A 25,277-nucleotide genomic window follows, 5' to 3' on the forward strand; every position below is an offset into this window, starting at 1 on the left:
TAAAAATCAAATAGATAAAAAAATCAATACCTAGAATTTGCAAATTTGCAACATTTCAGCAGCCGCATCCAGCCGTCCAGCGCATTCCCAACAGGCTCACACCCATAGCCGACGCCGCACCATCGCGAGCGCGAAGTAGAAGCTCACGAACCCAAAGCCGATCAGTACGGCCAGATGCAAGCCAATTTCGGTCATCGGCGCACCCACCATCAAGGGTCGAATCAGGGCGACTGCATGGGTGAGTGGGAGGAATTGCACCAGGGTCTGGAATCCTGTCGGCAATTGGTCAATCGGGAAAAACACGCCGCTGAACATAAACATCGGGGTCACGACCAGCACGAAGTAGTAGTTAAAAAAATCGTAGCTACCGGCGAGCGCGGTCATCGCAATGGCGGGGCCGGCAAAACTCAAGCCCAGCAGAAAGGCAATCGGCAAAACCCACAAGGCCAGCCAGCCGCCCGGAACGGCGCCCAGCAAGGCCGCGACCAGCAAGATCATAGCCGCCGTAAGCAGCCCCTTGGAAGCCGCCCACAGGGTTTCGCCCAGCACGATGTCGTCCAGATCCATCGGCGTCGCGCGCATGGCATCCCAGGTTTTTTGCGGCACCATGCGGGTAAACACGGAATACATGCCCTCGAAGCTGACCGTGGTCATCGTCGAGGAGGCAACCATGCCCGAGGCCAAAAACGCCAGATAAGGCAGTCCATCCACCGGGCCGATCAGCATGCCGAGCCCCAGTCCCAACCCCAAAAGATAGATCAGCGGCTCGCCGAAATTCAGCACGATGGCCGGCCCGATGAGCTTGCGCCAAACCAAAAAATTGCGCTGCACGAGCGCGAACGCCGCTCGGCGAAACCGCGGGCGCTGCCAGATGGATCGATTCATTCGCGCAATCCTCGGCCGGTCAAGCGTAAAAAAACATCTTCGAGTCCGGCTCGACGGTGGGTGACGGTCAGTTGTTCGGCATCCCCCAGAAACTCCAGAATCGGCGCCGCCGCATGGGTGTAGACATACACCGCCAGCCCTTGGCGCTCGATATGCGCGCACATGGAACGCAACGTGGTGTAGAGCGCCTCGCTCACCCGACCCCGCAGTTCGATAACATCGCTTTCCACATGCCGGTGGATCAACTCGGTCGGCGTGCCTTCATCAAGAATTCGCCCTTGATCCATGATCACCAACCGATCACACAGGCGCTCGGCTTCTTCCATGTAGTGCGTGGTAAGAATCAGCGATACGCCGCGCGAACGCAGCTCAGCCAGCCGTGACCAGATCAAGTGGCGCACCTGCGGATCAAGCCCGGTGGTCGGCTCATCCAAAATCACCAGTTCAGGGTCGTTGACGAGCGCCCGCGCAATCGTCAGCCGGCGCTTCATGCCGCCACTGAGTGTCTCCACCTTGGCCTCGGCCTTGGCCGTGAGTTCGGCGAAGGCCAGCAATGCCTCGACCCGATCGGCCACCGCCCGTCGTTTCAATCCGAAAAACCGCGCGTACATGAACAGGTTTTCCCGCACCGTGAAATCCGGGTCGAGATTATCAGCCTGCGGCACGAGCCCCACCCGCGCCCGCACCTCGCGCGCCGCCTGTGGCATGGTCTGTCCAAGCACCTGGAGCGAACCACCATCGAACGAGGCTAGCCCCATCAACATGCTCAGCGTGGTGGTTTTCCCGGCGCCATTGGGGCCTAAAAAGCCAAAACACTGCCCCGGCGCAATCGAAAAACTGATCTCATCCACGGCACGCAGGGCGCCGAATCGCTTGCACAATTGCCGTGCTTCGATGACCGGCGGCGTCACGACAGGGTTTTTCGGCATCAACATGACTCCTTGCTTGGCGGATTAACCGGCGAATTTTCGACCGCAGGCAACCACTTCTCGATCTGCTGCACGATCTTGGCCGTGGCGCCCCGTTGTGCGCTAACGACCGCGTATGCCCGATCACCCCGCATCCGGGCGGATTCCGGAGCGCTCCAGCTCGCCTGCACCGCAGCCGCCAGCGTCGTCGCATCCTCGACCCAGACTACGGCATCGGCCGCATCGAGCCCCGCGTACACCACCGAAAAATTCTGCACGCCGCGACCACTGATGACCGCCCGCCGCAGCACGCCTGGCTCGATCGGGTTATGCCCCCCCCGATTGCCCGCCAGCGAGCCCCCCATAAAAATAGTCTCGATCCCCGCAAATAACGGCATCAGCACCCCCGTTTGGCCGATGATCCACACAGAGACGGCATCGGGCGGCTGATCCAACCCACCGGATTCAGCGGAAAAACCGGCCGATCTTGCCTGAATCAGCACCGAGGGCGCGCGCTCCGGATGACGCGGCACCAACACCAGCAGGGCATCCGGCTTCAACGCCAGCAGCTGCCGATGCGCCGCCAACACAATCGCCTCTTCCCCCGGATGCGTACTCGCGGCCAGCCAAACCGGCCGATGGGGCGGCTTCTGCCAAGACGATACCGCCTCCGGATGGTGGTCATATTTCAGATTGCCGCAATCCCGCACCTCAACCGAACCGGGGGTGGACAAGGCCAAAAAACGGGCCGCATCTTCGGCGGACTGGGCACAAATCAATGAGATCCGCGCCAGCGTCTGCGCCAACAACGCCCCACCCCAGCGCCGATATCGTGAAAAGGACTTGGGTGACAGCCGGGCATTGACGATGATCACCGGCACGGAATGATCGGCCAGGGTCGCCAAGAGATTCGGCCACAGCTCGGTTTCCATCACCAGTAACAGACGCGGCCGCAGGCGTCGCATCACCCGCCGGATCGCGAAGGCGTAATCAAACGGCGCGTAAAAATGTGGCACCCCCAGCGCCCGCGCTGCGCCCGCACCCGTCTCCGTCGTCGTGCTGATCACAATCGGGATCTCTGGCCAGCGCGACCGCAACGCCGCGACCAAGGAGGAGGCGGCGCGCACCTCACCCAACGATACCGCATGCAGCCAAATCGCCTCCGTCGGCAGATTCGCTGGCAACCGACCAAACTGCGCCAACCCGCAGCGATGCGGTGCCGGTGCCCGCCAGAACCGCCGCAGCGAATCCAGCAGAAGCCAGGGAAACAGGATCCCGAGCAATAGACCATACACTGAGCGCGTCACCCGACCTCCTGCCTGTTAAAATCCCGCCCCATGTCCCCAACCACCGCACTCAACCGCTCCCAACGCTTGATCCTGAAACTGCTGCAGGCGGTTCTGCGCCTGCTGGCGCTCCTGCCGCAGAGCGCCCGACTGCGTTGGGGAGCCGCGCTCGGCGCACTGGCCAAACGATTCGTCGGCAAGCGTCGGCGGATTATGGCGCAAAACCTGAGCCTCGCCTTCCCCGAGCAGGATGCCGCCTGGCGCGATGCCGTCATCCGCGCCCATTTTGCACGCCTTGGGGCGGATGCGCTGGAATCCATCTGGGGCTGGTATGGAGAGACCGAACCGCCGCCCGCGCACGAGATCATCGGGGGCGAACATATCGACGCGGCCCGGGCACAAGGCCGGGGCGTCATCCTCAATGCGGGACATTTCTCACAGGGCGAACTAAGTGTGTATCTGGCCGCGCGGCGCTGGCCGGTGCACGCGGTTTATCGCCCGAACGACAACCCCCTCATCGATGAACTCATCAACGCGGGGCGGCGACGGCATCTGGCCGGGATGATCGACCGCGAGAACACCCGCGCCATGATTCGCCTGCTCCGCGAGGGGGGCATTCTCTGGACCGCCGCCGACCAAAGCTACCACGGCAAAACCAGTGCCTGGTTGCCGTTTTTCGGTGTGAACTGCACCACCAATACCGCCGTCCCCGTGCTCGCCCGCATGGGTCGCGCCGTCGTGTTGCCCTACTTCGTGCGTCGCGAAGGCGGAAAATACACGATGATCATCCACCCGCCGCTGAGCAATCTCCCCAGCGGTGATGACGCCGCCGATACGGCTCGACTGATACACATCCTCGAAGACGAAATCCGCGCGGAACCGAGTGCCTATCTCTGGGGGCATCGGCGGTATAAAAATCACATGCCGCAGGAGCAATAGCCGCCAAGAAACCTATTGAGAAAAAATAATCTCGGCTATCTCAATTTAATTGGCACAGTTCAAATGTAAATGGTCTTCGTCCAACATAAGCTTGCTTAATATCACATTGAGCGCCACTCAAGTCATATCCGTATGCTGCCAAAGCAGATCTCGCCCGCTTCCAGGCATCGGAAGTTTCTTGTTCAAATTCCTTTTTATCTTCTTCAGGAACACTTAGTTCGCACTGCATTCCATCAGAACTCCCATCTAACTGACGAAATGATGCATGCATATGTGAATGCTTCAAGAGCCATTGGATGAAATCACAGCCCATCATGCTGCGATTAATTTTAAGTGTATTCAAAATGGCATTAGCCCGAACCACAACCGAAAGCCTATTATTTACCGGCAACTCAAAAACCGCATAAGTAAGGTTATTTTTAGCAACCAGTTGCCGCACCCTTTCCACATACCCATCCGACTTTGGAAAATTATTATCAATACCAATCAATGAAACGGCTTGCGGGAAGAATGGAGCAATCCAACCAATAGGCTGCCCGACAAACAACACCACAGAACCAACTGGAACAGTAAACGCATCTGAGGGACTTGCTTGGATGTATTTATCAGACCAAGGCTCCCCTTCATATGACTTCGCACCAAGAACAAGGGCAAAAAAAATAGAAAATAAAGCAATAACAACCAAATATCGTACGGAGTCCAGTTCATCAACAAGCTGCCGAATGAATATCAACAAAGCCAAAGGCGCCGTCAAGTAAAAATATATTTGGTAACGATATATCCCAAACAAAAGCAACCAAAATACAAATCCAAACAAAGTATACAAAAGAACAAAGATCGAGCTTACACCAAGCTTTCGTGTAGAGCTATCTACACCCTTCATTTTTTTTATCAAAAATACAATAAAGACAATATACAAGATTGGCCAAGTCACCTGAGGCCAAGCAGCACCATCGAGCCTACCAGGATTAAACAAAAAATCAAATGGCCGAATAAGAAAATCCACAAACCCAGTAGGTATAAATCTCTTGTCAATCACACCAACCGGGGATGACAAATTATTAGAAAAAAAATAGCCAAGCTGAGGGAACAAGGGATTCCCAAAATGTTGGTACATTTGAAAAAACCAAAACCCTCCTGTCATTGAAATCCCTAAAATAACACCGACACCAAACAAAAAGGGAAATCTAAGACGCCCCCACCCCTGCCTTCCAATAAATAACAAGCCAATACATAGCGCAAGACTTGCGGGCGTTCCCGTTAATTTTAGCCCCGTACCAAGACCGGAGACCACACCTGCGACAATAGCCCATAAAGTCGGATTAACCGAATCCTCTCCAAAGCCAACAACATTTTTCAAAATAAAATAAAGAGCCAATATCTGAAAAATGGCAGTAATAGAATCACCATCAACACTCCCCGCCCTGGAGATAAAACTAACAGAAAAAACCCCCATCAAAGCAAGAATCGTTATTATGGAGTACAGCCTCGATCTCCATAAACCCGATCTAAAAACAACCAATCGAATTGTCAGCCATAAAGGAATAAACACCAAAGCAGGAGCAAGCCCCATCAAAAACCCCACAACCCTTGGCGGCAAATTTTCCGACATGACATAATAAAAATAATCCAAAACCGGATTAAAGTAAGACTGAAACCCCGCAGGAGCAAAATCCAAACTCAATCGACCATGGGCTAGTGCGTAACCATTATAAACATGATAATTATAAAAATCCCAACCACTAGGCTGCCCATAGAAAACAGATAATAAGCCAAAGAATATCGGGACAGATATCATCACCCAAAGCACAGATCTTCTAGAATCAAGCAAGCCCAAAATAAAATTAGCCTTCCGCTCAAAAAATAAATCAGACATAACCAAGAACCAAAAATAAATAAAATGACACAAAGACAATAAACACGAGCACTCAACTCACATCAACCCCTGTAACCTTTAGTACAGGGCTGAGCGGAGTGTTGCAAGTAAATCAGCATTCTCAACTCTTTTCTTCCACGGGTCACCGTATCCAGGATTACTCCCGTCACAAGACTTAGGGATGCGATGAGCATAATACCCGTAGACAACAAGGCAGTCGGCAACCTAGGTACCAGACCTGTATCCGCGAATGTAATGAAAACAGGAGCCGAAATAGAAACCGCCAACACAGTCAACAGCGCTGAAATGGCGCCAAAAAACCATAACGGGCGTTCGTGTCGAACAAGCTTAACAATCATCATAAGAATCCGCCAGCCATCACGATAAGTACGCAGTTTACTCTGTGATCCATCAGGTCGCCCACGATACAACCCCACCTTGTGAGACACAGGCATTGACAATTCAAGCGCATGAACTGTCAACTCCGTCTCAATGTCAAAACCGGTTGAGAGAGCGGGAAAAGATTTTACAAATCGGCGCGAGAATACCTTGTAGCCTGACAGCATATCCTGAACCCTATTGCCAAAAATATAACGCACAACTCCGGTCAATATATGGTTTCCCCAACGATGCCCGCCACGATATGCCTGTTTTTCGGACTCTTTTCGGATGCAATTAACAAGATCAAAGGGACCACTCATCGCCTCCTGCACTAGAACCGATGCAAGAGATGCGTCGTAGGTATTATCCCCATCTGCCATAATGTAGTAGTCGGCATCAATATCTCTAAACATTCGCCGTACAACATTACCCTTGCCCTGCTGAAGCTCGTGGCGGACTATTGCTCCGGCTCTCCTCGCTACATCAGCAGTATTGTCTGTTGAGTTATTGTCATATACATAAATAGCTGCATTCGGCAAAGCCGTTTTAAAATCTCGCACCACCTGCTCAATTGCGACCCCCTCATTATAACATGGCAACAATACCGCAATTTCAGGAGAATACATTATACATCCTTTAATATAAAACTAAATATAATTTAAAATACACCCAGCCTTACCACATACCATCTATTTGTAAAATTTAACGCTTAAGAAACAACTCATCATCTATCTCATCCTGACTAGAAAAACCCAACTTAAATCTTCTATATCACTTTGCATGAATCAACCTGGGCGATATCTGACTAATTCTCGCCGCCATATACTCAAATTATCCCATATCAATGAATATTCTGCTTAACACACGCCGTTAACCCATTTTTTTGGTAGCGGCTCACTATGGAGTCTAGTATCGAATGTAATCGTTTTTTCAGTAGGCTGCTTGGCATATTGGGTGGGCGTCAACTCACAGAGTGTTGTCTTAGGTTTTTCCTCGTTGTACTCACGGAGCCATGCGCGAATTATGGCTCGGTAAGGAAGTTTTTCAATGAGCCCCGACGCCTTAACCTTGACGCAAACGATGGATGGTTTGGTGAATACTCGCCGGTTCGAACACCGCACGCGCACGCATTGCTGCTTGCGCACCCAGTTGCTGCCGCATCGTCTCATCAGCCATCAGGCGGCGCAAGGCGCTGGCCAATGCCTGCGCTGTCGGCTCGACGAGCAGACCCGTCTCATTGAGGACTTCGGGCAATCCGCCCCGATTCGATGCAATCACGGCGCAACCGGCCGCCATCCCCTCCAACGCCGTGCGGCCAAAGGGTTCATCCCATAACGAGGGCACCACGACGATTGCTGCTTGATTGAAGGCTTCGGTCACGCGGTCATAGGATTGATACCCCACAAACTGGATGCGTTCACTGAGCGACGGGCGAACTTGAGCCAGCAATTCCCGTTCATGCGGGTATCGGGGGGCGGTTTGCCCGAAATGCCAGGCGCCGATGAAGCGCGCACGCCACTCGGGAAAGTCCGGTAGCACCTCCTGCAACGACTGTATCAGAGGCAATGCGCCCTTTTCGGGGATTAGGCGACCGACAAACAGAATCTCCTGTTGCTTGGGTCTGGCTGGCTCAAACCGGGTGAAATCCACGGTGTTCGGCACCGTGACGACGCGGGCACAACGCGCCGCAGGTAGCCCAGCACAAAACCGCTGACGAATGAAGTCACTGACCGCCACCACATAGTCTGCCCGCGCCAACACCCGACCTCGTTCTCCTACCGTCTTCAGGCCACGAATCGACTGCGGATCGTTATGCAGGTAAAGCGATAGCCCCACCGGCTGCGCGCTCAATTCATGGAATAAATGCGCTCGATTGTGGATCTCCAGACGGGTGGGCGCCTCACGGCGAACCGCGCGCTGAATCGCCCAGCGGTAACGCCAGCTCTGCCGCAACGGCCAGCCGGGTCTCGAATCAAGTGCTAAGTAATGAACTGCCGGCACCAACACAGGCGCAGAGAGAGGATCCCCCCACACACTCGCTGTGTCGGGCGATGCCGCCAGCTGCATCGCCACCGTCAATGCAATCGCCCCCGGACGGTCAGCAGAAAACGCTTCTCGGTGCGGCAGAACGATCGCGGTACCGGCCATTACTGTCACATCAGCATGGCAGGCGCGCCCGCGCCAACGCCCAAGCAACGCCCAACCAGATCACCGCCGCCGTCCAGCCATTGAAATATTCCATCGTACTTTGCAACGGCCAGAAGGTTGTCAGCAGTACGGCGCTGCCAAAATACGCCTGCATTGGATTGCCTTGCTGCAATGAATCCCGGATCAAGCGGGCGAACAGCAACACCACCATTGCCACCAACGCCAGGAAGGAGAAAACCCCGCCTTCCGCCAGCATCCCGGTATAGAAGTTATGTGGGTGGATCACCGCACCCTGGAACCCCATCGCATCGTAACGGGCAGAATAGGCGGGCATATGCGTATCGCAATAAGCCTTGAATTCCCGTGCCCCCACGCCCGTCCAGGGGTGCTCCTTGAACTCGGCAAAAGCCGTCATAAAGTTCAGGCCATACACCGTTTCATCCAGATGCCGGATCGTTTGCACCGTGGAATCGAAACTGCGCTTCACCATGTCTTGCTGGGTCATCGCCGCCCCGGCAGCCGCCACGCCGAATACCGCGATCAGCCCGATCAGCGGCATGCGCCATTGCCGGTAATGAATGATGATGCCCAACACCACTAAACCACTTCCAAGCAGGTAGGTCAGCAAGGCCGCGCGCTCTCCGGTCAAAAACAGGAACAGCGCGCCCACGGCAGAAAACGCCGCAATGACCATCAGCGCCATGAGCGCATTCCTCCGCCGGAGCGCGAACCAGACTACAGCCAGCCCGATAAACCAGATGCGATCCGTGAAAGTACCGACCAGCATTTTGTCGAAGGGCCCGGTCAACCGGATATCACTGGCCGGCGGGTAACCGAATACATCCCAACCGGTGGCGTATTGCCAAAAAGTATCCAGCACGATGAAGGCGATGAGCCCCACCATGACCCGCTCAAACCAGACCAGCAACTGCGGCTGCCGAGACCAAAACCAGATCAGCGCAGCGGCAAACACCGGCCAGCGGAAGGCCAGAATCGCGGACAGGGCAGAATTGCCGGGATTGATCGAGAACGGCGACAGCAGGAGCAAGAGAATCGACAGCGCGGCGGCGGCATACACCCAAGCCTGTGCCAGCCAGGAAAAATCCCGGTGGCGAATCGCGATAAAAAGCGCCGTGAGCACGGTCACCCCAACGGCAATCTCGGCAGGCACCCGTTTGAACAAAACGAACACCGGCAGCAATACGACCGCCAGCAACGCCAGTTTCTGCCCACACACCGACGATTGCGCGGGGAGATCAAGCGGGCGCGGTGAGGAATGCGAAGAAGTCATAGGCCACCTTGGGAAGACTGAGGGGATTGAGATGAAGATTCGAGTTTCAACCGCGCACGCTCCGCCGCTTCAAATTTTTTCGCCTCGATCAAGAAGGCATAGTACGCGCTGGCCATGGACTGAATCAGCCCGCGGCGACCATCGAGAAACGCCCGTCGTAACAAATAATTGCGCCAGAACCGCAGCGGGAAGATCAGAAACAGTTTGAGCGCGGAGGGTGACTTGCCCCGATTGGCATCCAGCTCGGCACGCAAACTGGAATAGCGGTTGATTTTATCCACCCGCAGGCCAACGGATTCCACGCCATAATGCTCGACCCAGCCGGGGAGCCGCACCACCCGCCCTGCGTCGAGCTGCACGGACTCATGCACGATCTGCTCCGCCAAAAACCGGCCGGCGCCACGACGCCACAATCGAACCCGGGTAATCGCGCGGGTGCGTTTGTTGGCCGGAACGCCGATAAACCAATCACGAAACTTCACTTCCCCGCCGATCACTGCCGGGTCATCCGCCCGAACCAGATCAAACATCGCGGTGCGCAGGGTGTCATCCAGGACTTCGTCCCCGTCGAGATTCAAGACCCAGGGTTGGGTACAGGCATCCAGCGCCACCTGCTTTTGCTGGCCATAGCCCAAGAATGGCTGGGTGATGATGCGCGCGCCATGCTGCCGGGCAATCGTCAGCGTGTCATCGGTCGAACCCGAATCCACCACGATGATTTCGGCCACACCCCGTACCGCAGTCAACACCGCATCCAGCCATTCCCCACAGTTTTTCGTGATCAGAAAGACACTCAGCGGCAAGCGGGAAGTGATGTCATTCATACGCGGTACCGTCCTCGGGTGATGGTCAGCCAGAATTCGAAGCGGTTCATCTGCCCAACCATCGACAGGCGCGGGAGTTCTAGCGGCGCAGCGCGTAGTGCCTCCGCTGACTTGATCTGTTTTTTCGTGGTCACCGCCGAGGAAAATCCGGCCGCGCGCACCATCTGCACATGGCGATCGGTGAATTTGCCATAGGGATAGGCAAAACTGCGGCAAGGCTGGCCGGTCAGGGATTCCACGGCGGCCTTCGATGCCTGAATTTCAGCCAGCGCCTGCGCGTCATCCGTTGACGGCAGATGGATGTGGGTCATCGTATGCGCGCCAAATTCAACGCCCGACGCCGCCATTTCCCGAATCATCGCGGGCGTCAATCGTTCGATCCCCGACATCTCGGGCGCGAGATAAATGGTGGCGGGCGCCCCATGCGCCCGCAGAATCGGCCAGGCGTACTGGTAGTTGTCGGCATAGCCATCATCGAAGGTAATCGCCACCATCTGCCGCGGATCCTGCGCCGCCAGCAATTCCGACACGGTGACAAAGCGCGCACCACGACGCGCCAGTTGATCCATTTGCCAGGCAAAGCGGCTGCGGTTCATGGTGATACCTTGCCCCGTTACGGCCGGCAACACCCGGTGATACATCAGGATGCGCGGCAATGCGCGCGCACGCGGCCAGCGCCACAGGTTATAGCGCGCCAGCAACAACAGGCCGAGCACACTGGCGGCTGCACCCAGCAACCCCGCGAATCCAGGCATTCGCTCAATACGGCTCGACCGGCTTCGGCGTTGCGCCAAACCAGCGTTTGATTTTTGCCGATAGACTGTGCCGCCATTCACTGCGCCGCACGGCTGCCTCGCTCACCACCCAGTTGAGCTGAATGCTGCGCCGCTGCCCGACAAACGGCTTATGGCCATGCCAAGCGTTTTCGCTGTTGATAAAGGCCAGCAAGGTGCCGGCGGCGGGCAGAACTTCATCGAAATAGTCTTCTAGGTTGTCGGAATTGAGCAGCCTGAGCCCGCCATCTTCCGGCTTCCAGCCCCGATTGAGATACAGCAGAACCGTCACCAGCTTGCTGCGCGAGTCGGTATGCACACGCCCATCCTGTTCGCCGCTATAGCCGCGAATCGTCATCGTGGTCGGGCGATTGGTCAGGTCGATGCCGAGTTTTGCGGAAAACCTTTCGGCCACGGCCGGGCTTTCAAGGTAGTCCACCAAGGCCGAAAACGAAGGCCCGCTGCGCAGCGCGCTCATAGGAAAACTGCCGCGTTTGGGCACATCCGGGAAATCCCGCTCGATCTCGGCCAACACCGCATCGGGCACAAAGCCCGGCACGACGAAGTGCGTGAACGGCGCGCGCACTACCGGTGCGGCATCAAAAGCGGCCAAATCCACCAACGAACGCTCGGCCATGACCCTGACTCCCAACCTTGCTTTAAGGGCGGCTAGTGTACCATGTGGCGATTGGTTCTCTGGTTGGGTTCAACATGCGCATTGCGCTGATTTTATTCAGCACCGGCTATGGCGGTCTGGAGCGGCATACGATTGATCTATCGAACGCTTTAAGCGAACGGCACAGGGTTTTTCTGCTGGCCGATCCCGCCTTCGCGCCGCGCTTGAATCCGCGCGTGACACTCATCCCGATCAATCCGACCGCCAGCCGCTGGAATCTCTTCGCACTATGGCAGCTGCGCCGCCAATTGCAGCGCATCCGCCCCGAGGTGATTCATGCCCAGGCCAACAAAGCCGCCGCGATGGTGCGCCGCTGCGGTGCCACTGCGCCGCTGCGCGTGGCCACGATCCACAATCTGAAAAACGATCCGGACAGTGCACGGGGATTCGACCGGGTGATTGCGGTCTCGGCACCCGTCGCCGCCAGTCTGCGCCATCCCGACTGCCGAGTCGTGCTCAATGGCATCGATCCGCCACCGCCCGCCGCCGCAGAGGCCGTTGACGCGCTACGCCAGCAATTCGCCCCCGATGGCGCACCGTTGATCCTCGCCATCGGTCGGCTGGTTCCGGCCAAAGGCTTCGATTTACTGCTGGCCGCCTGGCAGAACCTGCCCGGTCAACTCGTGATCATCGGTTCCGGCGCGGAAGAGTCCGCGTTGCGGGCTCAGGCCGCCGCGCATCCCGATCAACCACGCATTCACTTTGTCGGCTATCGGGACGACATCCCCACCTGGCTGGCCGCCGCCGATCTGCTGGTTATGCCGTCGCGACGCGAGGGGTTCCCCTATACGCTGATCGAGGCGCTGCACAGCGGGTTGCCCGTGGTAGCGAGCGATTTCCCCGGCGCGGCCGATTTCCTGCCCGAACAAGCCGTGGTGCCGCGCGAGAATATCCCCGCCTTGCACGCAGCGCTGCAACAAGCGTTGACCGATCTTGCCGTTACCCGCGATCAGTTTTCCTCCGCCTTTGCCAAGGCGCGTGCCGAACTCACCCTGCAGCAGATGCGGGAAAAAACGGAGGCCGTCTATGCTTCTTGAGCCGCACCTGCCAACGCCTCATACACGGCCAGCGTCTGCGCCTGCATCGCCGCTAAAGTGAAGGGCTGCGCGGTCGGCACCGGCGGCGCGCCGCCGGCATACCACTCGGCCAGACGCGCCACGGACGCCGCCACATCCCCCACCGCCACCGCACCCGCAGGATAAATGGCTGCCATCTGCTCCCCCACCCCGCCGTGGGCATAGGCCAGCACCGGTCGCCCGAGACTCAGCGCCTCCAGACTCACCCGACCGAAGGCTTCCGGATCCGTCGAAAGCGACAAGACCACCGCGCTGATCGCCATGATCTGTTTCAAATCACTGCGCTGCCCCGTCAGTGTGATGCAAGCCTGCAAGCCCAGCGCGGCGATTTCCTGTTCGATTTCCTGCGCGAAACCCTGACGGCGCGGCTCAACCCCGCCGACGATCAGCCCCTGCACAGGGATGCCCTGCTGCCTGAGCGCCGCCACGATGCGCAGGAAATCGAGCTGCCCTTTCCAGCGGGTAATCCGCCCCGGCAGGGTCAACACCCAGGCGCCCTGCAACTGCGGATATTGCGCCTGCCACGCGGCCAGCCAGGCCGGATCGGGCTGATAGCCGTGGGGAAAGCGCGCGGGATCGACGCCCCGATGAATCCGCACGATCCGCGCAGGATCGATCGGCGGATAGTTCTGATGAATGTACTCGACAATCGTGTCGGAAACGGCAATCACCCGCTCGCCGCGCAGCATGATCGCGCTGTAGCGATTCACGCTGTATGCGCCATGCACCGTCGTCACCAGATGTGGCCGCTGCCCGGCCGGCAGACTGCGCCAGGTGAGATACCCCAGCCAGGCGGGCAAACGCGAACGCAGGTGCAGCACATCCACCTGATTTTCCTGCAGCAACCGCCGCAGCACCGGGATATACCGCAGGCTGAGCAGGGATTTTCTGCCGATGGGCAGCGTCACATGCTCGGCGCCCAAAGCTTCCAGTTCAGCGACCAGCCGCCCGCCGCCCGACACCACGAGCGCACGGTGCCCCGCAGCAATCAGCGCCTCGGCAATTTCGAGCGTGCCACGCTCTACGCCCCCACTCTCCAGGGCGGGCAAGAGTTGCATCACCGTCAACGGACGCGGTGGCGGGACGGCCGGTGCAGACAACATGATGCGTTTTCCATTCCAGTTTTACTCTCGTGCGCCGTATGATACGGGTTTGAGTCACAAAATTGCCCGCACAACGCGCGCACCGAGGATGAGATGACCGACGACGCCCCCCTGCTTGCCGCCGTTTCCACGCATTTGATCAGCGCATTCCAGCAAGCCGAGTCGCGCGAATCCCCCTATCACCACTGGCGTTTGGGCTCGGTGTTTCCCGATGCCGTGGCGCGTGGCATGACGGATTTACCCTTCACCCCGCCCGTGATCGACGACACGCGGGGACGACGCGAAACCCATAACGAATCACGGCGATTTTTCGATCAAGAGGCCATCGCTACCCTGCCGATTTGCCATGCCGTGGCGCACGCCCTGCAATCCCGCGCCGTCATCGATGCCATCGAAAGCCGCTGCAATCTGGATTTGACGGGCACGAATCTGCGCATCGAATACGCACTCGACACCCAGGGCTTCTGGCTGGAGCGACATACCGATCTGGGCGTGAAAAAATTCACCATGTTGGCCTACATGGCGCAAGATCCGGGGCACGAAGATTGGGGCACCGATATTTATCGGGACAAGGAATCCCCGCCGGAACGGGTGCCAGCGCACTTCAATACCGCGATGATTTTTGTCCCGTCCAATCACACCTGGCACGGCTTTGAACCCCGCAAAATCAATGGCATTCGCCGCACGCTCATCATCAATTATGTGACGGACGAATGGCGCAACCGTCACGAACTTGCCTTCCCGAACGAACCCATCACCCGCGCATGACAGCAACGAACGGCAACCTGCCGCGTATCTGGATCCTGACCCACGATGCGGTCGGCTTGCGCAATCAGGCACTGGGATTAGCGGAGCACATCGGCTGGCCAACCGAGCAGAAAACGGTCAATCTCACCAAGCCTTGGCGCTGGCTTCCGGGTCATTGGGTGCCCCGTGCGCACCGGAAACTCACCGCCGATTCGGCGGCGTTAACGCCCCCTTGGCCGGAGTTGATCATTTCCTGCGGCCGACTGGGTGCCACCGCCGCGCTCGGTGTCAAACGCGCCGCTCGCGGCGAGACTTTCGTAGTGCATATCCAGAACCCGCAACTTCCGCTGCATCGGCTGGATCTCATCGCCCCGCCCGCGCACGACGGCCTGTCTGGCCCCAATGTGTTCCCCACGCGCGGGGCATTGCACCATGTCACGCCCGCCAAAATCGCCCAAGCCATCGACGAGCAGACCACCATTCATCCCGAACTCCCCCGCATCACTGCCCAGCAGCCGATCATCGGTGTGTTGATCGGCGGCAGTAACGCCACGGCCACGCTCACGCCGGCAAAAAGTCAGCAGCTCATCCAAACTCTGATTGCGCTGGCCGAACACCATCAGGCGCATTTATGGCTGACCGCGTCCCGGCGCACCGGGGAAGCGAACCTCGCCGCCCTGCGGGCAGCGCTCGCGGGAACCCGTCACTGGCTGTGGGATAACCACGGAGCCAACCCGTATCACGCCATTCTCGGGGTCGCGGATTACCTGATCGTCACGGGCGATTCCGTGTCGATGGTGTCTGAGGCCGCCTCGACCGGCAAGCCCGTCTACACGCTGGATTTCGACCACTATTCCGGCCGCTTGCAGCAATTTCACCAGCGCATGCAGGAAGAAGGTGTTACCCGGCCGTTTGTCGGCGAGTTGGCGCAATGGCACTACGAACCGGTCAACGATACACCGCGCATTGCCGCGCTGGTGCGTGAACGCTATGCGGCGCACCGTGCCGCACTCAACGCGGATCGACGCTGAATGGGATTTTGGCGAGATACGCCCCACGGGGGGTGTGCAGCATCAGCAGCGCTACCCAGTCGGTGCGGGTGGTGGTACATACCGGTAGGATGATGGTTTGCGAATACGCGCCATCGGCCGCCCGTTGCAGCGGGTAGTTATTCACCCCCATATCCATGCCGATCATCTGGAAATCGACCGACACCGCACCAAGGTTTTTGGCCAGCTCCGCGCTCGGCGTGACCGTCAGCACGAATTTGTGCAGCGGCACGATGCGGGCGGGCGCCTGCACCGTCACACTACCCAATTCACCAAGGCTCAAGTCACAGCCCGGAGCTTTGAGCGAACAATCCGTCGGCACCGACACAGGCAACAACGCCCCACCCACCGGCGTTTCGAGTTGCAGCGTACCCGGCCGGTGGCTCCAAACGATACTCAGCAGCGCCAGCACAATAAACGACCCAATCAGCCAGCGCGCCTGCTTCATCGACATATTCTCTGTGCTCCCAAGGGTTTACGCGCAATCGCCCCACTCAACGCGCGGGCAATAAGGGGAAAGGATCGACCGGTTCCCCGTTATGGCGAATCTGAAAAAGTAAACTGCCCGCGGCCGCCGTCGAACGGTTATCCCGTCGCCCCATCGTGGCGATCTCCTGCCCGGCTGTCACGCGGTCGCCCTCCTTCACACGCAAGGACTGGTTATACCCATAGGCGGACAACCAATCCGCATTATGCTTAACGATCAGCAAGTTGCCGTAACCTGGCAAACCATCACCGGCATACACGACCTCCCCCGCCGCGCTGGCATACACGGGCGCCCCTAAGTCACCCCGAATAATCAAGCCCGGCTGGGTTTTGCTTTCATCGATAAACCGACTCACCACCGTACCGCTCGCCGGCCACTGCCAACGAATGGCGCCCGCCGTCTCGACCGAGGCAGGCGGCGGCGTCACCGGCGCTGGGCGCGCGGTGCGCGGGCGTTGCCCTTCTTCCGCAGCAGCGGCTTTTGACGCAGTGGGGGCGGAACGGCGCGCGGATGCGGGATCGGACAATCGAAGCACCTGACCGACGCGCAAATCCCGTGGGTCACGAATACCATTCCAGCGCGCCAAGGTTCGCCAATCCAGATTATGTGCCACGGCAATCGAATACAGCGTATCGCCTGGGCGAACCCGATGCGTCGCACCGGCGGGCGGTCGATGCGACGGCGCCGATGCCTGCGGCGAGGCGCGATCCCACTGACTAAAGTGTGACCCGGAACTGGCGCAGCCCCCCAAGCTGAGCGCCAATACCAGCCAGACCCACCCCAGTGAACGGCCGGGGTGTCCGCCTAGCAGGCAACACTTTGTCCACCGTTGCCTTGACATATCACCCGAATCGCCACACCACAATCGCCAGGATCAGCAACAGCACCGTGCCCCAACCCAGCCATTCAATGTATTGTCGCAACCGTGGGGCAATTTTCGGCCCCGCCCAGGCAATCAAGCCCGCGACCAGATAAAACCGCCCCCCGCGCCCAATCACCGAGGCGATGAAAAACCAGAATGGATTCATGGTCAGCGCCCCCGCCAGGATGGTGAACACCTTGTACGGAATCGGTGAAAACCCCGCCACGATGATCGCCCAGACGCCCCACTGGGCAAACCAGGCTTTGGCCTGATCGATCGCCGGACCGAACCCCGCCGCCAACAGATGCGGCATCACGGCATCGATCAGCAGCCAGCCAAGCAAGTAACCAAACAGCCCACCCAAAGCCGAAAACAGCGTGGCGAGCGTGGCAAACCACCACCAGCATTTGGGTCGCGCCAACGCCATCGGCATCAGCATCACATCGGGCGGGATCGGAAAAAACGAAGACTCGGCGAAACTCAGGCCAGATAAATACGCGGGCGCATGACGGTGTGACGACCAGCTCAACACGCGGTCATACAATGAGCCAAATAATTTCAACGCATTTCTCCTGGCAATAACGGGACAAAACTCACTTGATCCAATGACTCGATCGTTACCCCGGTCGCCGTCCGCGTGACGCAACACAGGCGTTGCTCCGCCCCCTGAGCGCCTACCGGCACCAAGAGACGCCCCCCCACGGCCAACTGGGCGACCAAGGCATCAGGCACGGCTTCTGGAGCCGCAGTCACCAAGATGCCATCGAAGGGCGCCTGGGACGGCCACCCGCCAAAGCCATCCTGATGCAGGGTTCGCACACGGAGGGCACCACACTGCGCGTGCCGCGCCCGAGCGCGTTCGAGAAAACTGCCGATACGCTCGACCGTGAACACGGTCAAACCACAGGCGGCCAGTACGGCAGACTGATAGCCGGAGCCCGTGCCAATTTCCAATACACGCCGCACCGGACGGGGTGCCGCCAACAACAATTCGGTCATGCGCGCGACAATGAACGGCTGCGACAGCGTTTGCCCCTGACCAATCGGCAAAGAGCAGTCGTCATACACGCGCATCCGCAGCGCTTCATCGACAAAAATTTCCCGAGGAAGTACCCCCATCGCGGCCAGCACGACCTCGTTGGTGACCCCCTGCGACCGTAAACGCGCCACCATCGCGGCACGCGCCCAAGAGTAATCGGGCGGCGCCACCGGCGGTTCCTGGGGCACCGACTCTCGCCATCCTCCCCGCAGCCGACGCAGCCGGGGGAAATCTTCAGCACCGGTCATCACGAGGACTGCAACCAGCGCGCCACATCGGGCAGAACGGCATGGCGCGTCATATCAAACTGCACTGGCGTAATCGAGACATGTCCAGCAGCCACCGCAAAAAAATCGGTGCCTTCCCCCGCATCCGCCCCGGCGCCCGCCGCACCGATCCAGAAAATCTCCCGCCCCCGAGGATCCATCGAGCGCACGATACCCGACGAGGGATGCCGCCGCCCGAGCCGGGTCACCTGCCAGGGCTTCAGTTCGCCGTGCGGCACATCCGGCACATTGACATTGAGCAAGGTGAGGCTCGGCAGAGGATGATCCACCAGCCGACGCACTAGGGACACCACGACCGCCGCCGCCGTCTCAAGGTGCTGGGGATCATGGGCGGTTGACGAAACTGCGATCGCGGGCAATCCGAGCGAACGCCCTTCGGTCGCCGCCGCCACCGTGCCGGAATACAGCACATCGTCCCCCAGATTCGCCCCGTGGTTGATTCCTGAAACGACCAGATCCGGCGTGGTCGGCAACAGACCCTGAATCGCCAGATGCACGCAATCACTGGGGGTGCCATCGACCGCCCAAACCTGCGGCGCAACCTGCCGGGGACGCAGCGGACGACTAAGCGTCAAACTATTGGATGCGCCGCTGCGATCCCGATCCGGCGCGACCACCGTCACGGTACCCAGCTCGGCCAATGCCTCCGCCAGGGCTTTGATCCCCGGCGCCAGATACCCATCATCATTACTCACCAAAATATTCACAGCGACCCTCAACCGGCCATCCGGCACACCACGGCACGAGGCGCTAGCATACACGCCAGACACAGTAACTGCCGGCCGGCTGCTAAAATCCCGAAAACCTTACTGGGGAAAGTTCCATGCCCAAACGCCCCGTCCCGCCACTCAACGATGAAGACATCGCGCTATTTCGCGACACCATTGGCTGCGTCGATCCGCTGACCGTAGATTTTCTGCCGCCCGAAGGGCCATCACGCAGCCATCGACGCATCCTAGAAACTGCGCACTTCTCCGATGCGGACATCAACCCCTTGAGCGATGCCGGTGCCGAACCCATCGAACAGGGTGAGTTTCTGAGTTATCTGCGCCCCGACACAGCCCCGAACATTCTACGCAAACTCAAGCGTGGGCAATTCAGCGTGGTCGCTAGTCTGGACTTACATGGCATGACAGTCGACGCGGCGCGCAGCGCGATCCACCGGTTCTTTCAGGCCGAGCGCCAAGAAATCCGTTGCTGTGTGCGACTGGTGCACGGTAAAGGCAATCGATCCGAACGCCAGATTCCCGTGCTCAAACAAATGGTCAACCACTGGCTACCCCAACGGGACGATGTGGTCGCGTTTTGCAGCGCGCCGCCGCACGATGGCGGCACCGGCGCGCTCTATGTGTTACTGAAAAGGCGCTAACAAAACTCTGAATCAGTCCATCCCCGGCTGGATTCTGTAAGCCCTAAGCGGTGGGTTTCGAGAAACTTCGACGGGCGTCGTTTCCGGGTAGGGGCACTCCCGCCCCAACCGGGGCGCACTGAGTTAATCAGCAATGCCCTTGGACAAACTCACTACCGTCGTCCGTCGATGGGACGACACTGCGCCCCGCTTCAGGCGGGGCGTGGGGTGCCAAACAAATAACCTTGCACCCAATCCACGCCGATTTCACGCACCAGCTCCAGCAATTCCGGACGATCGACCTGCTCGGCAATCGTCCGGTAACCGAGCGTCTGCGCCAGCGCATTCAACGCCTGCAAGACGGTATATGCCCGGGGCGAAGTCAATGCCTGACGCAACAAAACCCCATCGAGCTGCACGAAACTGACCGGCCAATCGATCCAGTACGACAACGCCGCCTGACCGGTACTGTTCTGGTTGATCAGCAAAGTGGCACCCGCCTGGAACCAGGGGTCCAGCACCGGGCGCAGCGCGGACAGCTCCGGGAGTTCCGCGCGCTCGCCCATCTTGATGACCAGATTCGAGAGCACGACCCCATCGGCGAGCAACTGCGTCAATAATGCCGCCATGACCGAGGGACGGCGGAGCATGTCGGCAGACAGATGCACCACGCAGTGCAATGATTGGCCGGGAGAAGACGGGCAATCACGCAATGCCAGCGGGATGACGGCTGCATCCACCCGATGCGCACGGTGAACCCGCTGCAGCGCTGGCATGAACTGATCCGCCATCATCACCGAGCCATCGGGCGCGATAATCTGGGCAAACACTTCATAAGCACACAGCGCACCGGATTCCCGATCATGAATGGGCTGGAACAACGGACGCACGCCACCCGCCTGAATGGCCGCCTGCACGCGCGTAGCCAGTGTTACCACCCCTGGTTGAGTCGAGGAATAAACCCACACCCGATCACGCCCGGCACGCTTTGCCTCATACAAAGCCGCATCGGCCTGCTGCACCATCGTGAGTACAGCCGGTGATGCCGAAGTGCTGCTGGCTGTCGCGACCCCTACACTCACCGTCAACGAAACTGCATCTCCCGGCACCAGCGAAGGCAGCGCGCGCACCGACGATAACATGCGCTCGGCGACCGCCTTGGCCTCGACCTCATCCGCATCTGGTAGCACGATCAAAAACTCTTCGCCGCCCCATCGCCCAATTTCATCTTCAGGTCTCAGGTTCTGCGCCAGGGTTCGGCTCACCCATCGAATCGCCTCATCTCCGACACTATGCCCATAGTGGTCATTGACCAGTTTGAAATGATCAATATCGACCAACAGCACACTATAGACACCGCCTTGACGCACCGTCCGAGCCTGGATGCGAGCCAGGGCATCCGTGAGTGCCGCGCGATTCAAGAGTTGGGTCAAGGCGTCATGCGTCGCCTGAAAACTCAGCCGCGCCTGCAGCGCACGCTGTTCACGCACATCCCGCAGTACCAGCACCAACCCGGCATCCTCGCCCGGCAAGGGCTGCAAAACCCCGTCCACCTCAATGCGCCGGCCATCGTGAACCAACAGACAACCCCGTGATCCCAATGACTGAGTTTGCCCGGTACGGCGCGCATCCGCCCAGAGTCGAGAAAAATCGAGGCCATCAAATACCAAGCGGGAAAGCGCCGGCTGCCCCAGCAAGTTCTGGCTGGCCACACCAAGCAAAGTCGTCGCCGCCGGGTTGATATATTCCAAGTGCCCAACAGGATCGATAATCAATACGCCATCGGTCAAGGCACCCAGCGTGACAGAAGCCAGCGCCTGTTCACGAGCCAGCGCAGTTTCGAGTGCGATGCGTTCTGAAATATCCCGGATCGTCCCAATACTCCCTCTCAGCTCGCCAGAGGCATCCCGCAACACCCGCAGATCCACCTCGATCCAAACGAAGCTGCCATCTTTACGCAGGAGCCGCTTGATATGACGCGAAGCCATCTGCTGACCGCTTTCTAGCCGCTCTTTGACCGCCATGTTCTCCGGGCGATCATCAGGGAAAACGAATTCGAGAATGTCACGCCCCAACGATTCAGCAACCGTAAACCCGGTCAGCCGTTCCCAGGCAGGGCTGAGATAGCTCCAGTAGGTTTTACCTTGTGTGCGAAAGACCACATCCCGGAGATATTCGATCCAGGTGGCGGGATGCCCATCCGGCAAATCCGGTAAATCTGGCAGCGGCGAGGTAGTTGTCATGCGTTCCGTGCATCCCGTAGTGGTTGTTAGTCATCCCGCGCCGGCTGGGTTCCAGCACGCAACACGCGACGAACGAAGAAAAACAACGCGATATGCAAAGCGACGGCGATCAAAACAACACAGACAACCAATGCGATCATCGCCGGATTGTTCTCGATCATCGCCATCACGCGTCGAAACCACCTTTATTCCGTTAATCGATACACCGCGCTGCAATAAATGCAACGCGCCGAATCGCCGGGATTTTCCAGGTGAATGTATACCCGGGGGTGCGCATTCCACAGCATCTCATCTCCCCGAGGGCAATAAACCGGCAAATCGCTGGAGCGCACTAAAACCTCGGTTGCGGAATTCGCCGTTTTAAAAGCAGCGGGTTGGGCGGCAGTATTCGGGTTCATGATGGCAGCTTTACTACATCCAACCAGTCGGCAAATTCCTCAGAACTCCGACCGTAAACCAAATCAAAATAGGCCGATTGCAACCGCTCGGTAATGGGTCCGCGACTTCCCGCACCGATCGGCCGGTTATCCACCTCACGGATCGGGGTCACTTCAGCCGCCGTCCCTGTGAAAAACGCCTCATCCGCCAGATACACCTCATCTCGCGTGATGCGTTTCTCAACCACTTCATAACCAAAGTTTCGCGCCAGGGTCATGACTGTGCGCCGGGTGATCCCGTCCAACGCGGCGGTCAAATCCGGCGTGAACAATACGCCATCACGGATGATGAAAATATTCTCGCCGGATCCCTCAGCGACAAAGCCCTGAGTATCCAACAACATCGCCTCATCGTAGCCATCATGCGTTGCCTCACGCAGCGCCATCATGGAGTTCATGTACGAACCCGTCGACTTAGCCTTACACATGGTCACATTGACATGATGCCGGGAATAGCTCGAGGTCTTGATCCGAATCCCACGCTGCATGTTGTCCGCCCCCAAATAGGCGCCCCACTCCCACGCCGCGACCGCAACATGCACCTTGAGGTTGTCCGCACGCAACCCCATCCCCTCCGAGCCGTAGAAAACAATCGGCCGCATATAAGCGCTTTTCAGTCGATTGGCGTGGATCACGGCTCGATGCGCCTCGTTGATCTCAGATTCGGTGAACGGCATCGGCATGCCTAAAATGCGCGCAGAATTAAACAGACGCCGGGTATGATCCGCCAGACGAAAAATCGAAGTACCTTGGTTGGTCTCGTAAGCACGCACGCCTTCAAAACAGCCCATCCCGTAATGCAAACTGTGCGTTAACACATGCACCTGGACGGATCGCCAATCATGCAACGCGCCGTCAAACCAAATAAAACCATCGCGATCATCCATCGACATGAGTCAACCCCAATCAGACAAATAAAAAATAGTGAAGAAGGGTGGATCATACAACGAAAACCCTATCGATCAGCAAACGCCCCAGTGCTACCCACCACCAATCGCCTGAACAATTTCAACACGGTCACCGGGCGACAGCATCACCGATGGCCACTCGGCTCGAGGCACGATTTCGCCATTCAGCTCAACAGCCAAACGGCGCGATAAAAGCCCTTTGTGCTCAAGGAGCGCAGAAATTGAGCCTTCACCAAATCGCGGCGATAACTCACCATTTACTGAAATCATGACCGAATTCACTGCCGTATTTTGATGCACAGTCATCACAACACCTCAAGAGCAATGCCAAAAAATGCCCCATAATCCAAAGAATCACCAGCAAAACAAAACCCCCGTTGAGGCGGGGGTTTTGAGGGATGGGAGCCTGGCGTTGACCTACTTTCACATGGGGAGACCCCACACTATCATCGGCGATGCAGCGTTTCACTTCTGTGTTCGGGATGGGAACAGGTGGTTCCACTGCTCTATGGACACCAGGCGAATGGGTTAGGTAGCGGTTGCTACCGAGAGTGAATGCAGGACAAGTACAGATCTTGTGTTGCCAAGCTGTTTTGGCGTTATATGGTCAAGCCGCACGGGTCATTAGTACTGGTTAGCTGCACGCATTACTGCGCTTCCACACCCAGCCTATCAACGTTGTGGTCTTCAACGGCCCTTCAGGGGACTCAAGGTCCCTGCGAGATCTCATCTTGGGGTGGGCTTCCCGCTTAGATGCTTTCAGCGGTTATCCCGTCCACACTTAGCTACCCGGCAGTGCCACTGGCGTGACAACCGGAACACCAGAGGTGTGTCCATCTCGGTCCTCTCGTACTAAAGACAGCTCCCCTCAAATCTCGAACGCCCACGGCAGATAGGGACCGAACTGTCTCACGACGTTCTGAACCCAGCTCGCGTACCACTTTAAATGGCGAACAGCCATACCCTTGGGACCTGCTTCAGCCCCAGGATGTGATGAGCCGACATCGAGGTGCCAAACACTGCCGTCGATATGGACTCTTGGGCAGTATCAGCCTGTTATCCCCGGAGTACCTTTTATCCGTTGAGCGATGGCCCTTCCATACAGAACCACCGGATCACTAGAACCGTCTTTCGACCCTGTTCGACGTGTCTGTCTCACAGTCAAGCTGGCTTATGCTCTTACACTAACCGTACGATTTCCGACCGTACTTAGCCAACCTTCGTGCTCCTCTGTTACGCTTTCGGAGGAGACCGCCCCAGTCAAACTACCCACCATACACTGTCCCCGATCCGGATAACGGACCTAGGTTAGAACACCGAACATGCCAGGGTGGTATTTCAAGGTCGGCTCCACCCGAACTAGCGTCCGGGTTTCAATGCCTCCCACCTATCCTACACAAGCAGGTTCAATGTTCAGTGCAAAGCTATAGTAAAGGTTCACGGGGTCTTTCCGTCTAGCCGCGGGTACACTGCATCTTCACAGCGATTTCAATTTCACTGAGTCTCGGGTGGAGACAGCGCCGCCATCGTTACGCCATTCGTGCGGGTCGGAACTTACCCGACAAGGAATTTCGCTACCTTAGGACCGTTATAGTTACGGCCGCCGTTTACCGGGGCTTCGATCAAGAGCTTCGCTTGCGCTGACCCCATCAATTAACCTTCCGGCACCGGGCAGGCGTCACACCCTATACGTCCTCTTTCGAG

At 58.1% G+C, this 25,277-nt stretch carries 26 protein-coding genes and 2 rRNA genes (1 of these 28 only partly in view); 5 read left to right on the top strand and 23 right to left on the bottom strand.

The window, feature by feature from the left end; genetic code table 11:
* Positions 1-96 precede the first annotated feature (96 nt).
* From VOI35_RS08070 to VOI35_RS08080, 3 genes are read right to left on the bottom strand one after another with little or no spacing between them, the layout of a single operon-like run.
* The gene (locus VOI35_RS08070) at positions 97-885 is read right to left on the bottom strand and encodes an ABC transporter permease (RefSeq protein ID WP_407275548.1); all 789 of its coding nucleotides are present in this window, start codon (positions 883-885) and stop codon (positions 97-99) included.
* Entirely contained in the window at positions 882-1,814 is a 933-nt protein-coding gene (locus VOI35_RS08075; RefSeq protein WP_407275549.1) for an ATP-binding cassette domain-containing protein, read from the bottom strand. The genes VOI35_RS08070 and VOI35_RS08075 overlap by 4 nt, the downstream gene beginning before the upstream one ends.
* Positions 1,814-3,100, bottom strand: coding sequence for a 3-deoxy-D-manno-octulosonic acid transferase (locus VOI35_RS08080; RefSeq protein ID WP_407275550.1), 1,287 nt, complete (start codon positions 3,098-3,100; stop codon positions 1,814-1,816). Before VOI35_RS08080 ends, VOI35_RS08075 begins: the two co-directional genes overlap by 1 nt.
* Before the next feature lie 30 nt (positions 3,101-3,130).
* Here VOI35_RS08080 and VOI35_RS08085 point away from each other — a divergent pair, with 30 nt between their 5' ends.
* Entirely contained in the window at positions 3,131-4,018 is an 888-nt protein-coding gene (locus VOI35_RS08085; RefSeq protein ID WP_407275551.1) for a lysophospholipid acyltransferase family protein, read from the top strand.
* Positions 4,019-4,058: 40 nt separating this feature from the next.
* On the opposite strand, the gene VOI35_RS08090 is transcribed toward VOI35_RS08085, so the two are convergent.
* The 7 genes from VOI35_RS08090 to VOI35_RS08120 all read right to left on the bottom strand — a co-directional run bounded on the left by VOI35_RS08090 (position 4,059) and on the right by VOI35_RS08120 (position 11,948).
* The gene (locus VOI35_RS08090) at positions 4,059-5,894 is read right to left on the bottom strand and encodes a hypothetical protein (protein ID WP_407275552.1); all 1,836 of its coding nucleotides are present in this window, start codon (positions 5,892-5,894) and stop codon (positions 4,059-4,061) included.
* A 62-nt stretch (positions 5,895-5,956) separates the two neighbouring features.
* On the bottom strand, positions 5,957-6,901 hold the full coding sequence (locus VOI35_RS08095) for a glycosyltransferase family 2 protein (protein ID WP_407275553.1): 945 nt from the start codon (positions 6,899-6,901) through the stop codon (positions 5,957-5,959).
* Positions 6,902-7,337: 436 nt separating this feature from the next.
* On the bottom strand, positions 7,338-8,423 hold the full coding sequence (locus VOI35_RS08100; RefSeq protein WP_407275554.1) for a glycosyltransferase: 1,086 nt from the start codon (positions 8,421-8,423) through the stop codon (positions 7,338-7,340).
* 10 nt (positions 8,424-8,433) lie between these two features.
* Positions 8,434-9,714, bottom strand: coding sequence for an O-antigen ligase family protein (locus VOI35_RS08105; RefSeq protein WP_407275555.1), 1,281 nt, complete (start codon positions 9,712-9,714; stop codon positions 8,434-8,436).
* Positions 9,711-10,538 carry a glycosyltransferase family 2 protein gene (locus tag VOI35_RS08110; protein WP_407275556.1) on the bottom strand — a complete coding sequence of 276 codons (828 nt, stop codon included), beginning with the start codon at positions 10,536-10,538 and terminating at the stop codon, positions 9,711-9,713. The genes VOI35_RS08105 and VOI35_RS08110 overlap by 4 nt, the downstream gene beginning before the upstream one ends.
* Positions 10,535-11,293, bottom strand: coding sequence for a polysaccharide deacetylase family protein (locus VOI35_RS08115; RefSeq protein WP_407275557.1), 759 nt, complete (start codon positions 11,291-11,293; stop codon positions 10,535-10,537). The genes VOI35_RS08110 and VOI35_RS08115 overlap by 4 nt, the downstream gene beginning before the upstream one ends.
* Before the next feature lie 4 nt (positions 11,294-11,297).
* On the bottom strand, positions 11,298-11,948 hold the full coding sequence (locus VOI35_RS08120) for a 2OG-Fe(II) oxygenase (RefSeq protein WP_407275558.1): 651 nt from the start codon (positions 11,946-11,948) through the stop codon (positions 11,298-11,300).
* A 74-nt stretch (positions 11,949-12,022) separates the two neighbouring features.
* Here VOI35_RS08120 and VOI35_RS08125 point away from each other — a divergent pair, with 74 nt between their 5' ends.
* Entirely contained in the window at positions 12,023-13,024 is a 1,002-nt protein-coding gene (locus tag VOI35_RS08125) for a glycosyltransferase (protein WP_407275559.1), read from the top strand.
* On the opposite strand, the gene VOI35_RS08130 is transcribed toward VOI35_RS08125, so the two are convergent.
* The gene (locus VOI35_RS08130) at positions 13,012-14,166 is read right to left on the bottom strand and encodes a glycosyltransferase family 4 protein (RefSeq protein ID WP_407275560.1); all 1,155 of its coding nucleotides are present in this window, start codon (positions 14,164-14,166) and stop codon (positions 13,012-13,014) included. The genes VOI35_RS08125 and VOI35_RS08130 overlap by 13 nt on opposite strands.
* Before the next feature lie 93 nt (positions 14,167-14,259).
* Between VOI35_RS08130 and VOI35_RS08135 the strand changes: the two genes are divergently transcribed.
* Positions 14,260-14,934: a 2OG-Fe(II) oxygenase gene (locus VOI35_RS08135; protein ID WP_407275561.1), complete on the top strand. Its 675-nt coding sequence runs from the start codon at positions 14,260-14,262 to the stop codon at positions 14,932-14,934.
* Complete coding sequence (locus tag VOI35_RS08140) at positions 14,931-15,944, top strand: mitochondrial fission ELM1 family protein (RefSeq protein WP_407275562.1); 1,014 nt, start codon at positions 14,931-14,933, stop codon at positions 15,942-15,944. The genes VOI35_RS08135 and VOI35_RS08140 overlap by 4 nt, the downstream gene beginning before the upstream one ends.
* On the opposite strand, the gene VOI35_RS08145 is transcribed toward VOI35_RS08140, so the two are convergent.
* The 5 genes from VOI35_RS08145 to surE all read right to left on the bottom strand — a co-directional run bounded on the left by VOI35_RS08145 (position 15,925) and on the right by surE (position 19,344).
* Positions 15,925-16,416 (bottom strand): hypothetical protein, encoded by a 492-nt coding sequence (locus VOI35_RS08145; RefSeq protein ID WP_407275563.1) that lies wholly within the window; start codon positions 16,414-16,416, stop codon positions 15,925-15,927. The two genes, VOI35_RS08140 and VOI35_RS08145, sit on opposite strands and share 20 nt — an antisense overlap.
* Before the next feature lie 40 nt (positions 16,417-16,456).
* Positions 16,457-17,212 (bottom strand): peptidoglycan DD-metalloendopeptidase family protein, encoded by a 756-nt coding sequence (locus VOI35_RS08150; protein ID WP_407275564.1) that lies wholly within the window; start codon positions 17,210-17,212, stop codon positions 16,457-16,459.
* A 79-nt stretch (positions 17,213-17,291) separates the two neighbouring features.
* Positions 17,292-17,873, bottom strand: a complete 582-nt coding sequence (locus tag VOI35_RS08155; protein WP_407275565.1) for a YqaA family protein — start codon at positions 17,871-17,873, stop codon at positions 17,292-17,294.
* Positions 17,870-18,484 (bottom strand): protein-L-isoaspartate(D-aspartate) O-methyltransferase, encoded by a 615-nt coding sequence (locus VOI35_RS08160; RefSeq protein WP_407276820.1) that lies wholly within the window; start codon positions 18,482-18,484, stop codon positions 17,870-17,872. The genes VOI35_RS08155 and VOI35_RS08160 overlap by 4 nt, the downstream gene beginning before the upstream one ends.
* A 113-nt stretch (positions 18,485-18,597) precedes the next feature.
* A complete protein-coding gene (surE, locus tag VOI35_RS08165) occupies positions 18,598-19,344 on the bottom strand; it encodes a 5'/3'-nucleotidase SurE (protein WP_407275566.1) in 747 nt (248 codons plus the stop codon).
* Positions 19,345-19,460: 116 nt separating this feature from the next.
* Here surE and VOI35_RS08170 point away from each other — a divergent pair, with 116 nt between their 5' ends.
* Positions 19,461-20,006 (top strand): Smr/MutS family protein, encoded by a 546-nt coding sequence (locus VOI35_RS08170; RefSeq protein ID WP_407275567.1) that lies wholly within the window; start codon positions 19,461-19,463, stop codon positions 20,004-20,006.
* A 191-nt stretch (positions 20,007-20,197) separates the two neighbouring features.
* Here the strand turns inward: VOI35_RS08170 and VOI35_RS08175 are convergent, their stop codons facing one another.
* The 7 genes from VOI35_RS08175 to VOI35_RS08205 all read right to left on the bottom strand — a co-directional run.
* Complete coding sequence (locus VOI35_RS08175) at positions 20,198-22,228, bottom strand: diguanylate cyclase (RefSeq protein WP_407275568.1); 2,031 nt, start codon at positions 22,226-22,228, stop codon at positions 20,198-20,200.
* A gap of 26 nt (positions 22,229-22,254) precedes the next feature.
* Entirely contained in the window at positions 22,255-22,398 is a 144-nt protein-coding gene (locus VOI35_RS08180; protein WP_407275569.1) for a hypothetical protein, read from the bottom strand.
* 15 nt (positions 22,399-22,413) lie between these two features.
* Positions 22,414-22,626 carry a zinc-finger domain-containing protein gene (locus tag VOI35_RS08185; RefSeq protein ID WP_407275570.1) on the bottom strand — a complete coding sequence of 71 codons (213 nt, stop codon included), beginning with the start codon at positions 22,624-22,626 and terminating at the stop codon, positions 22,414-22,416.
* Positions 22,623-23,558, bottom strand: a complete 936-nt coding sequence (locus VOI35_RS08190; RefSeq protein WP_407275571.1) for a branched-chain amino acid transaminase — start codon at positions 23,556-23,558, stop codon at positions 22,623-22,625. Before VOI35_RS08190 ends, VOI35_RS08185 begins: the two co-directional genes overlap by 4 nt.
* Positions 23,559-23,645: 87 nt before the next feature.
* Complete coding sequence (gene thiS / locus VOI35_RS08195) at positions 23,646-23,879, bottom strand: sulfur carrier protein ThiS (RefSeq protein WP_407275572.1); 234 nt, start codon at positions 23,877-23,879, stop codon at positions 23,646-23,648.
* Positions 23,880-23,977: 98 nt separating this feature from the next.
* A 5S ribosomal RNA gene (gene rrf, locus VOI35_RS08200) occupies positions 23,978-24,093 on the bottom strand.
* A gap of 83 nt (positions 24,094-24,176) precedes the next feature.
* Positions 24,177-25,277: ribosomal RNA gene (locus tag VOI35_RS08205) — 23S ribosomal RNA — on the bottom strand; it runs 1,777 nt beyond the window's last position.

The sequence above is a fragment of the Halothiobacillus sp. DCM-1 genome (assembly GCF_045689735.1).
Classification (GTDB): Bacteria; Pseudomonadota; Gammaproteobacteria; order Halothiobacillales; family Halothiobacillaceae; genus Halothiobacillus.

Excerpts from the sequence above, each read along its gene's own strand:
- VOI35_RS08070 (WP_407275548.1), bottom strand. The coding sequence starts at position 885 with ATGAATCGATCCATCTGGCAGCGCCCGCGGTTTCGCCGAGCGGCGTTC.
- VOI35_RS08075 (WP_407275549.1), bottom strand. The coding sequence starts at position 1,814 with ATGCCGAAAAACCCTGTCGTGACGCCGCCGGTCATCGAAGCACGGCAA.
- VOI35_RS08085 (WP_407275551.1), top strand. The coding sequence starts at position 3,131 with ATGTCCCCAACCACCGCACTCAACCGCTCCCAACGCTTGATCCTGAAA.
- VOI35_RS08090 (WP_407275552.1), bottom strand. The coding sequence starts at position 5,894 with ATGTCTGATTTATTTTTTGAGCGGAAGGCTAATTTTATTTTGGGCTTG.
- VOI35_RS08095 (WP_407275553.1), bottom strand. The coding sequence starts at position 6,901 with ATGTATTCTCCTGAAATTGCGGTATTGTTGCCATGTTATAATGAGGGG.
- VOI35_RS08100 (WP_407275554.1), bottom strand. The coding sequence starts at position 8,423 with ATGGCCGGTACCGCGATCGTTCTGCCGCACCGAGAAGCGTTTTCTGCT.
- VOI35_RS08105 (WP_407275555.1), bottom strand. The coding sequence starts at position 9,714 with ATGACTTCTTCGCATTCCTCACCGCGCCCGCTTGATCTCCCCGCGCAA.
- VOI35_RS08110 (WP_407275556.1), bottom strand. The coding sequence starts at position 10,538 with ATGAATGACATCACTTCCCGCTTGCCGCTGAGTGTCTTTCTGATCACG.
- VOI35_RS08115 (WP_407275557.1), bottom strand. The coding sequence starts at position 11,293 with ATGCCTGGATTCGCGGGGTTGCTGGGTGCAGCCGCCAGTGTGCTCGGC.
- VOI35_RS08120 (WP_407275558.1), bottom strand. The coding sequence starts at position 11,948 with ATGGCCGAGCGTTCGTTGGTGGATTTGGCCGCTTTTGATGCCGCACCG.
- VOI35_RS08125 (WP_407275559.1), top strand. The coding sequence starts at position 12,023 with ATGCGCATTGCGCTGATTTTATTCAGCACCGGCTATGGCGGTCTGGAG.
- VOI35_RS08130 (WP_407275560.1), bottom strand. The coding sequence starts at position 14,166 with ATGTTGTCTGCACCGGCCGTCCCGCCACCGCGTCCGTTGACGGTGATG.
- VOI35_RS08135 (WP_407275561.1), top strand. The coding sequence starts at position 14,260 with ATGACCGACGACGCCCCCCTGCTTGCCGCCGTTTCCACGCATTTGATC.
- VOI35_RS08140 (WP_407275562.1), top strand. The coding sequence starts at position 14,931 with ATGACAGCAACGAACGGCAACCTGCCGCGTATCTGGATCCTGACCCAC.
- VOI35_RS08145 (WP_407275563.1), bottom strand. The coding sequence starts at position 16,416 with ATGTCGATGAAGCAGGCGCGCTGGCTGATTGGGTCGTTTATTGTGCTG.
- VOI35_RS08160 (WP_407276820.1), bottom strand. The coding sequence starts at position 18,484 with ATGGTGGCGCGTTTACGGTCGCAGGGGGTCACCAACGAGGTCGTGCTG.
- VOI35_RS08170 (WP_407275567.1), top strand. The coding sequence starts at position 19,461 with ATGCCCAAACGCCCCGTCCCGCCACTCAACGATGAAGACATCGCGCTA.
- VOI35_RS08175 (WP_407275568.1), bottom strand. The coding sequence starts at position 22,228 with ATGACAACTACCTCGCCGCTGCCAGATTTACCGGATTTGCCGGATGGG.
- VOI35_RS08185 (WP_407275570.1), bottom strand. The coding sequence starts at position 22,626 with ATGAACCCGAATACTGCCGCCCAACCCGCTGCTTTTAAAACGGCGAAT.
- VOI35_RS08190 (WP_407275571.1), bottom strand. The coding sequence starts at position 23,558 with ATGTCGATGGATGATCGCGATGGTTTTATTTGGTTTGACGGCGCGTTG.
- thiS (WP_407275572.1), bottom strand. The coding sequence starts at position 23,879 with ATGACTGTGCATCAAAATACGGCAGTGAATTCGGTCATGATTTCAGTA.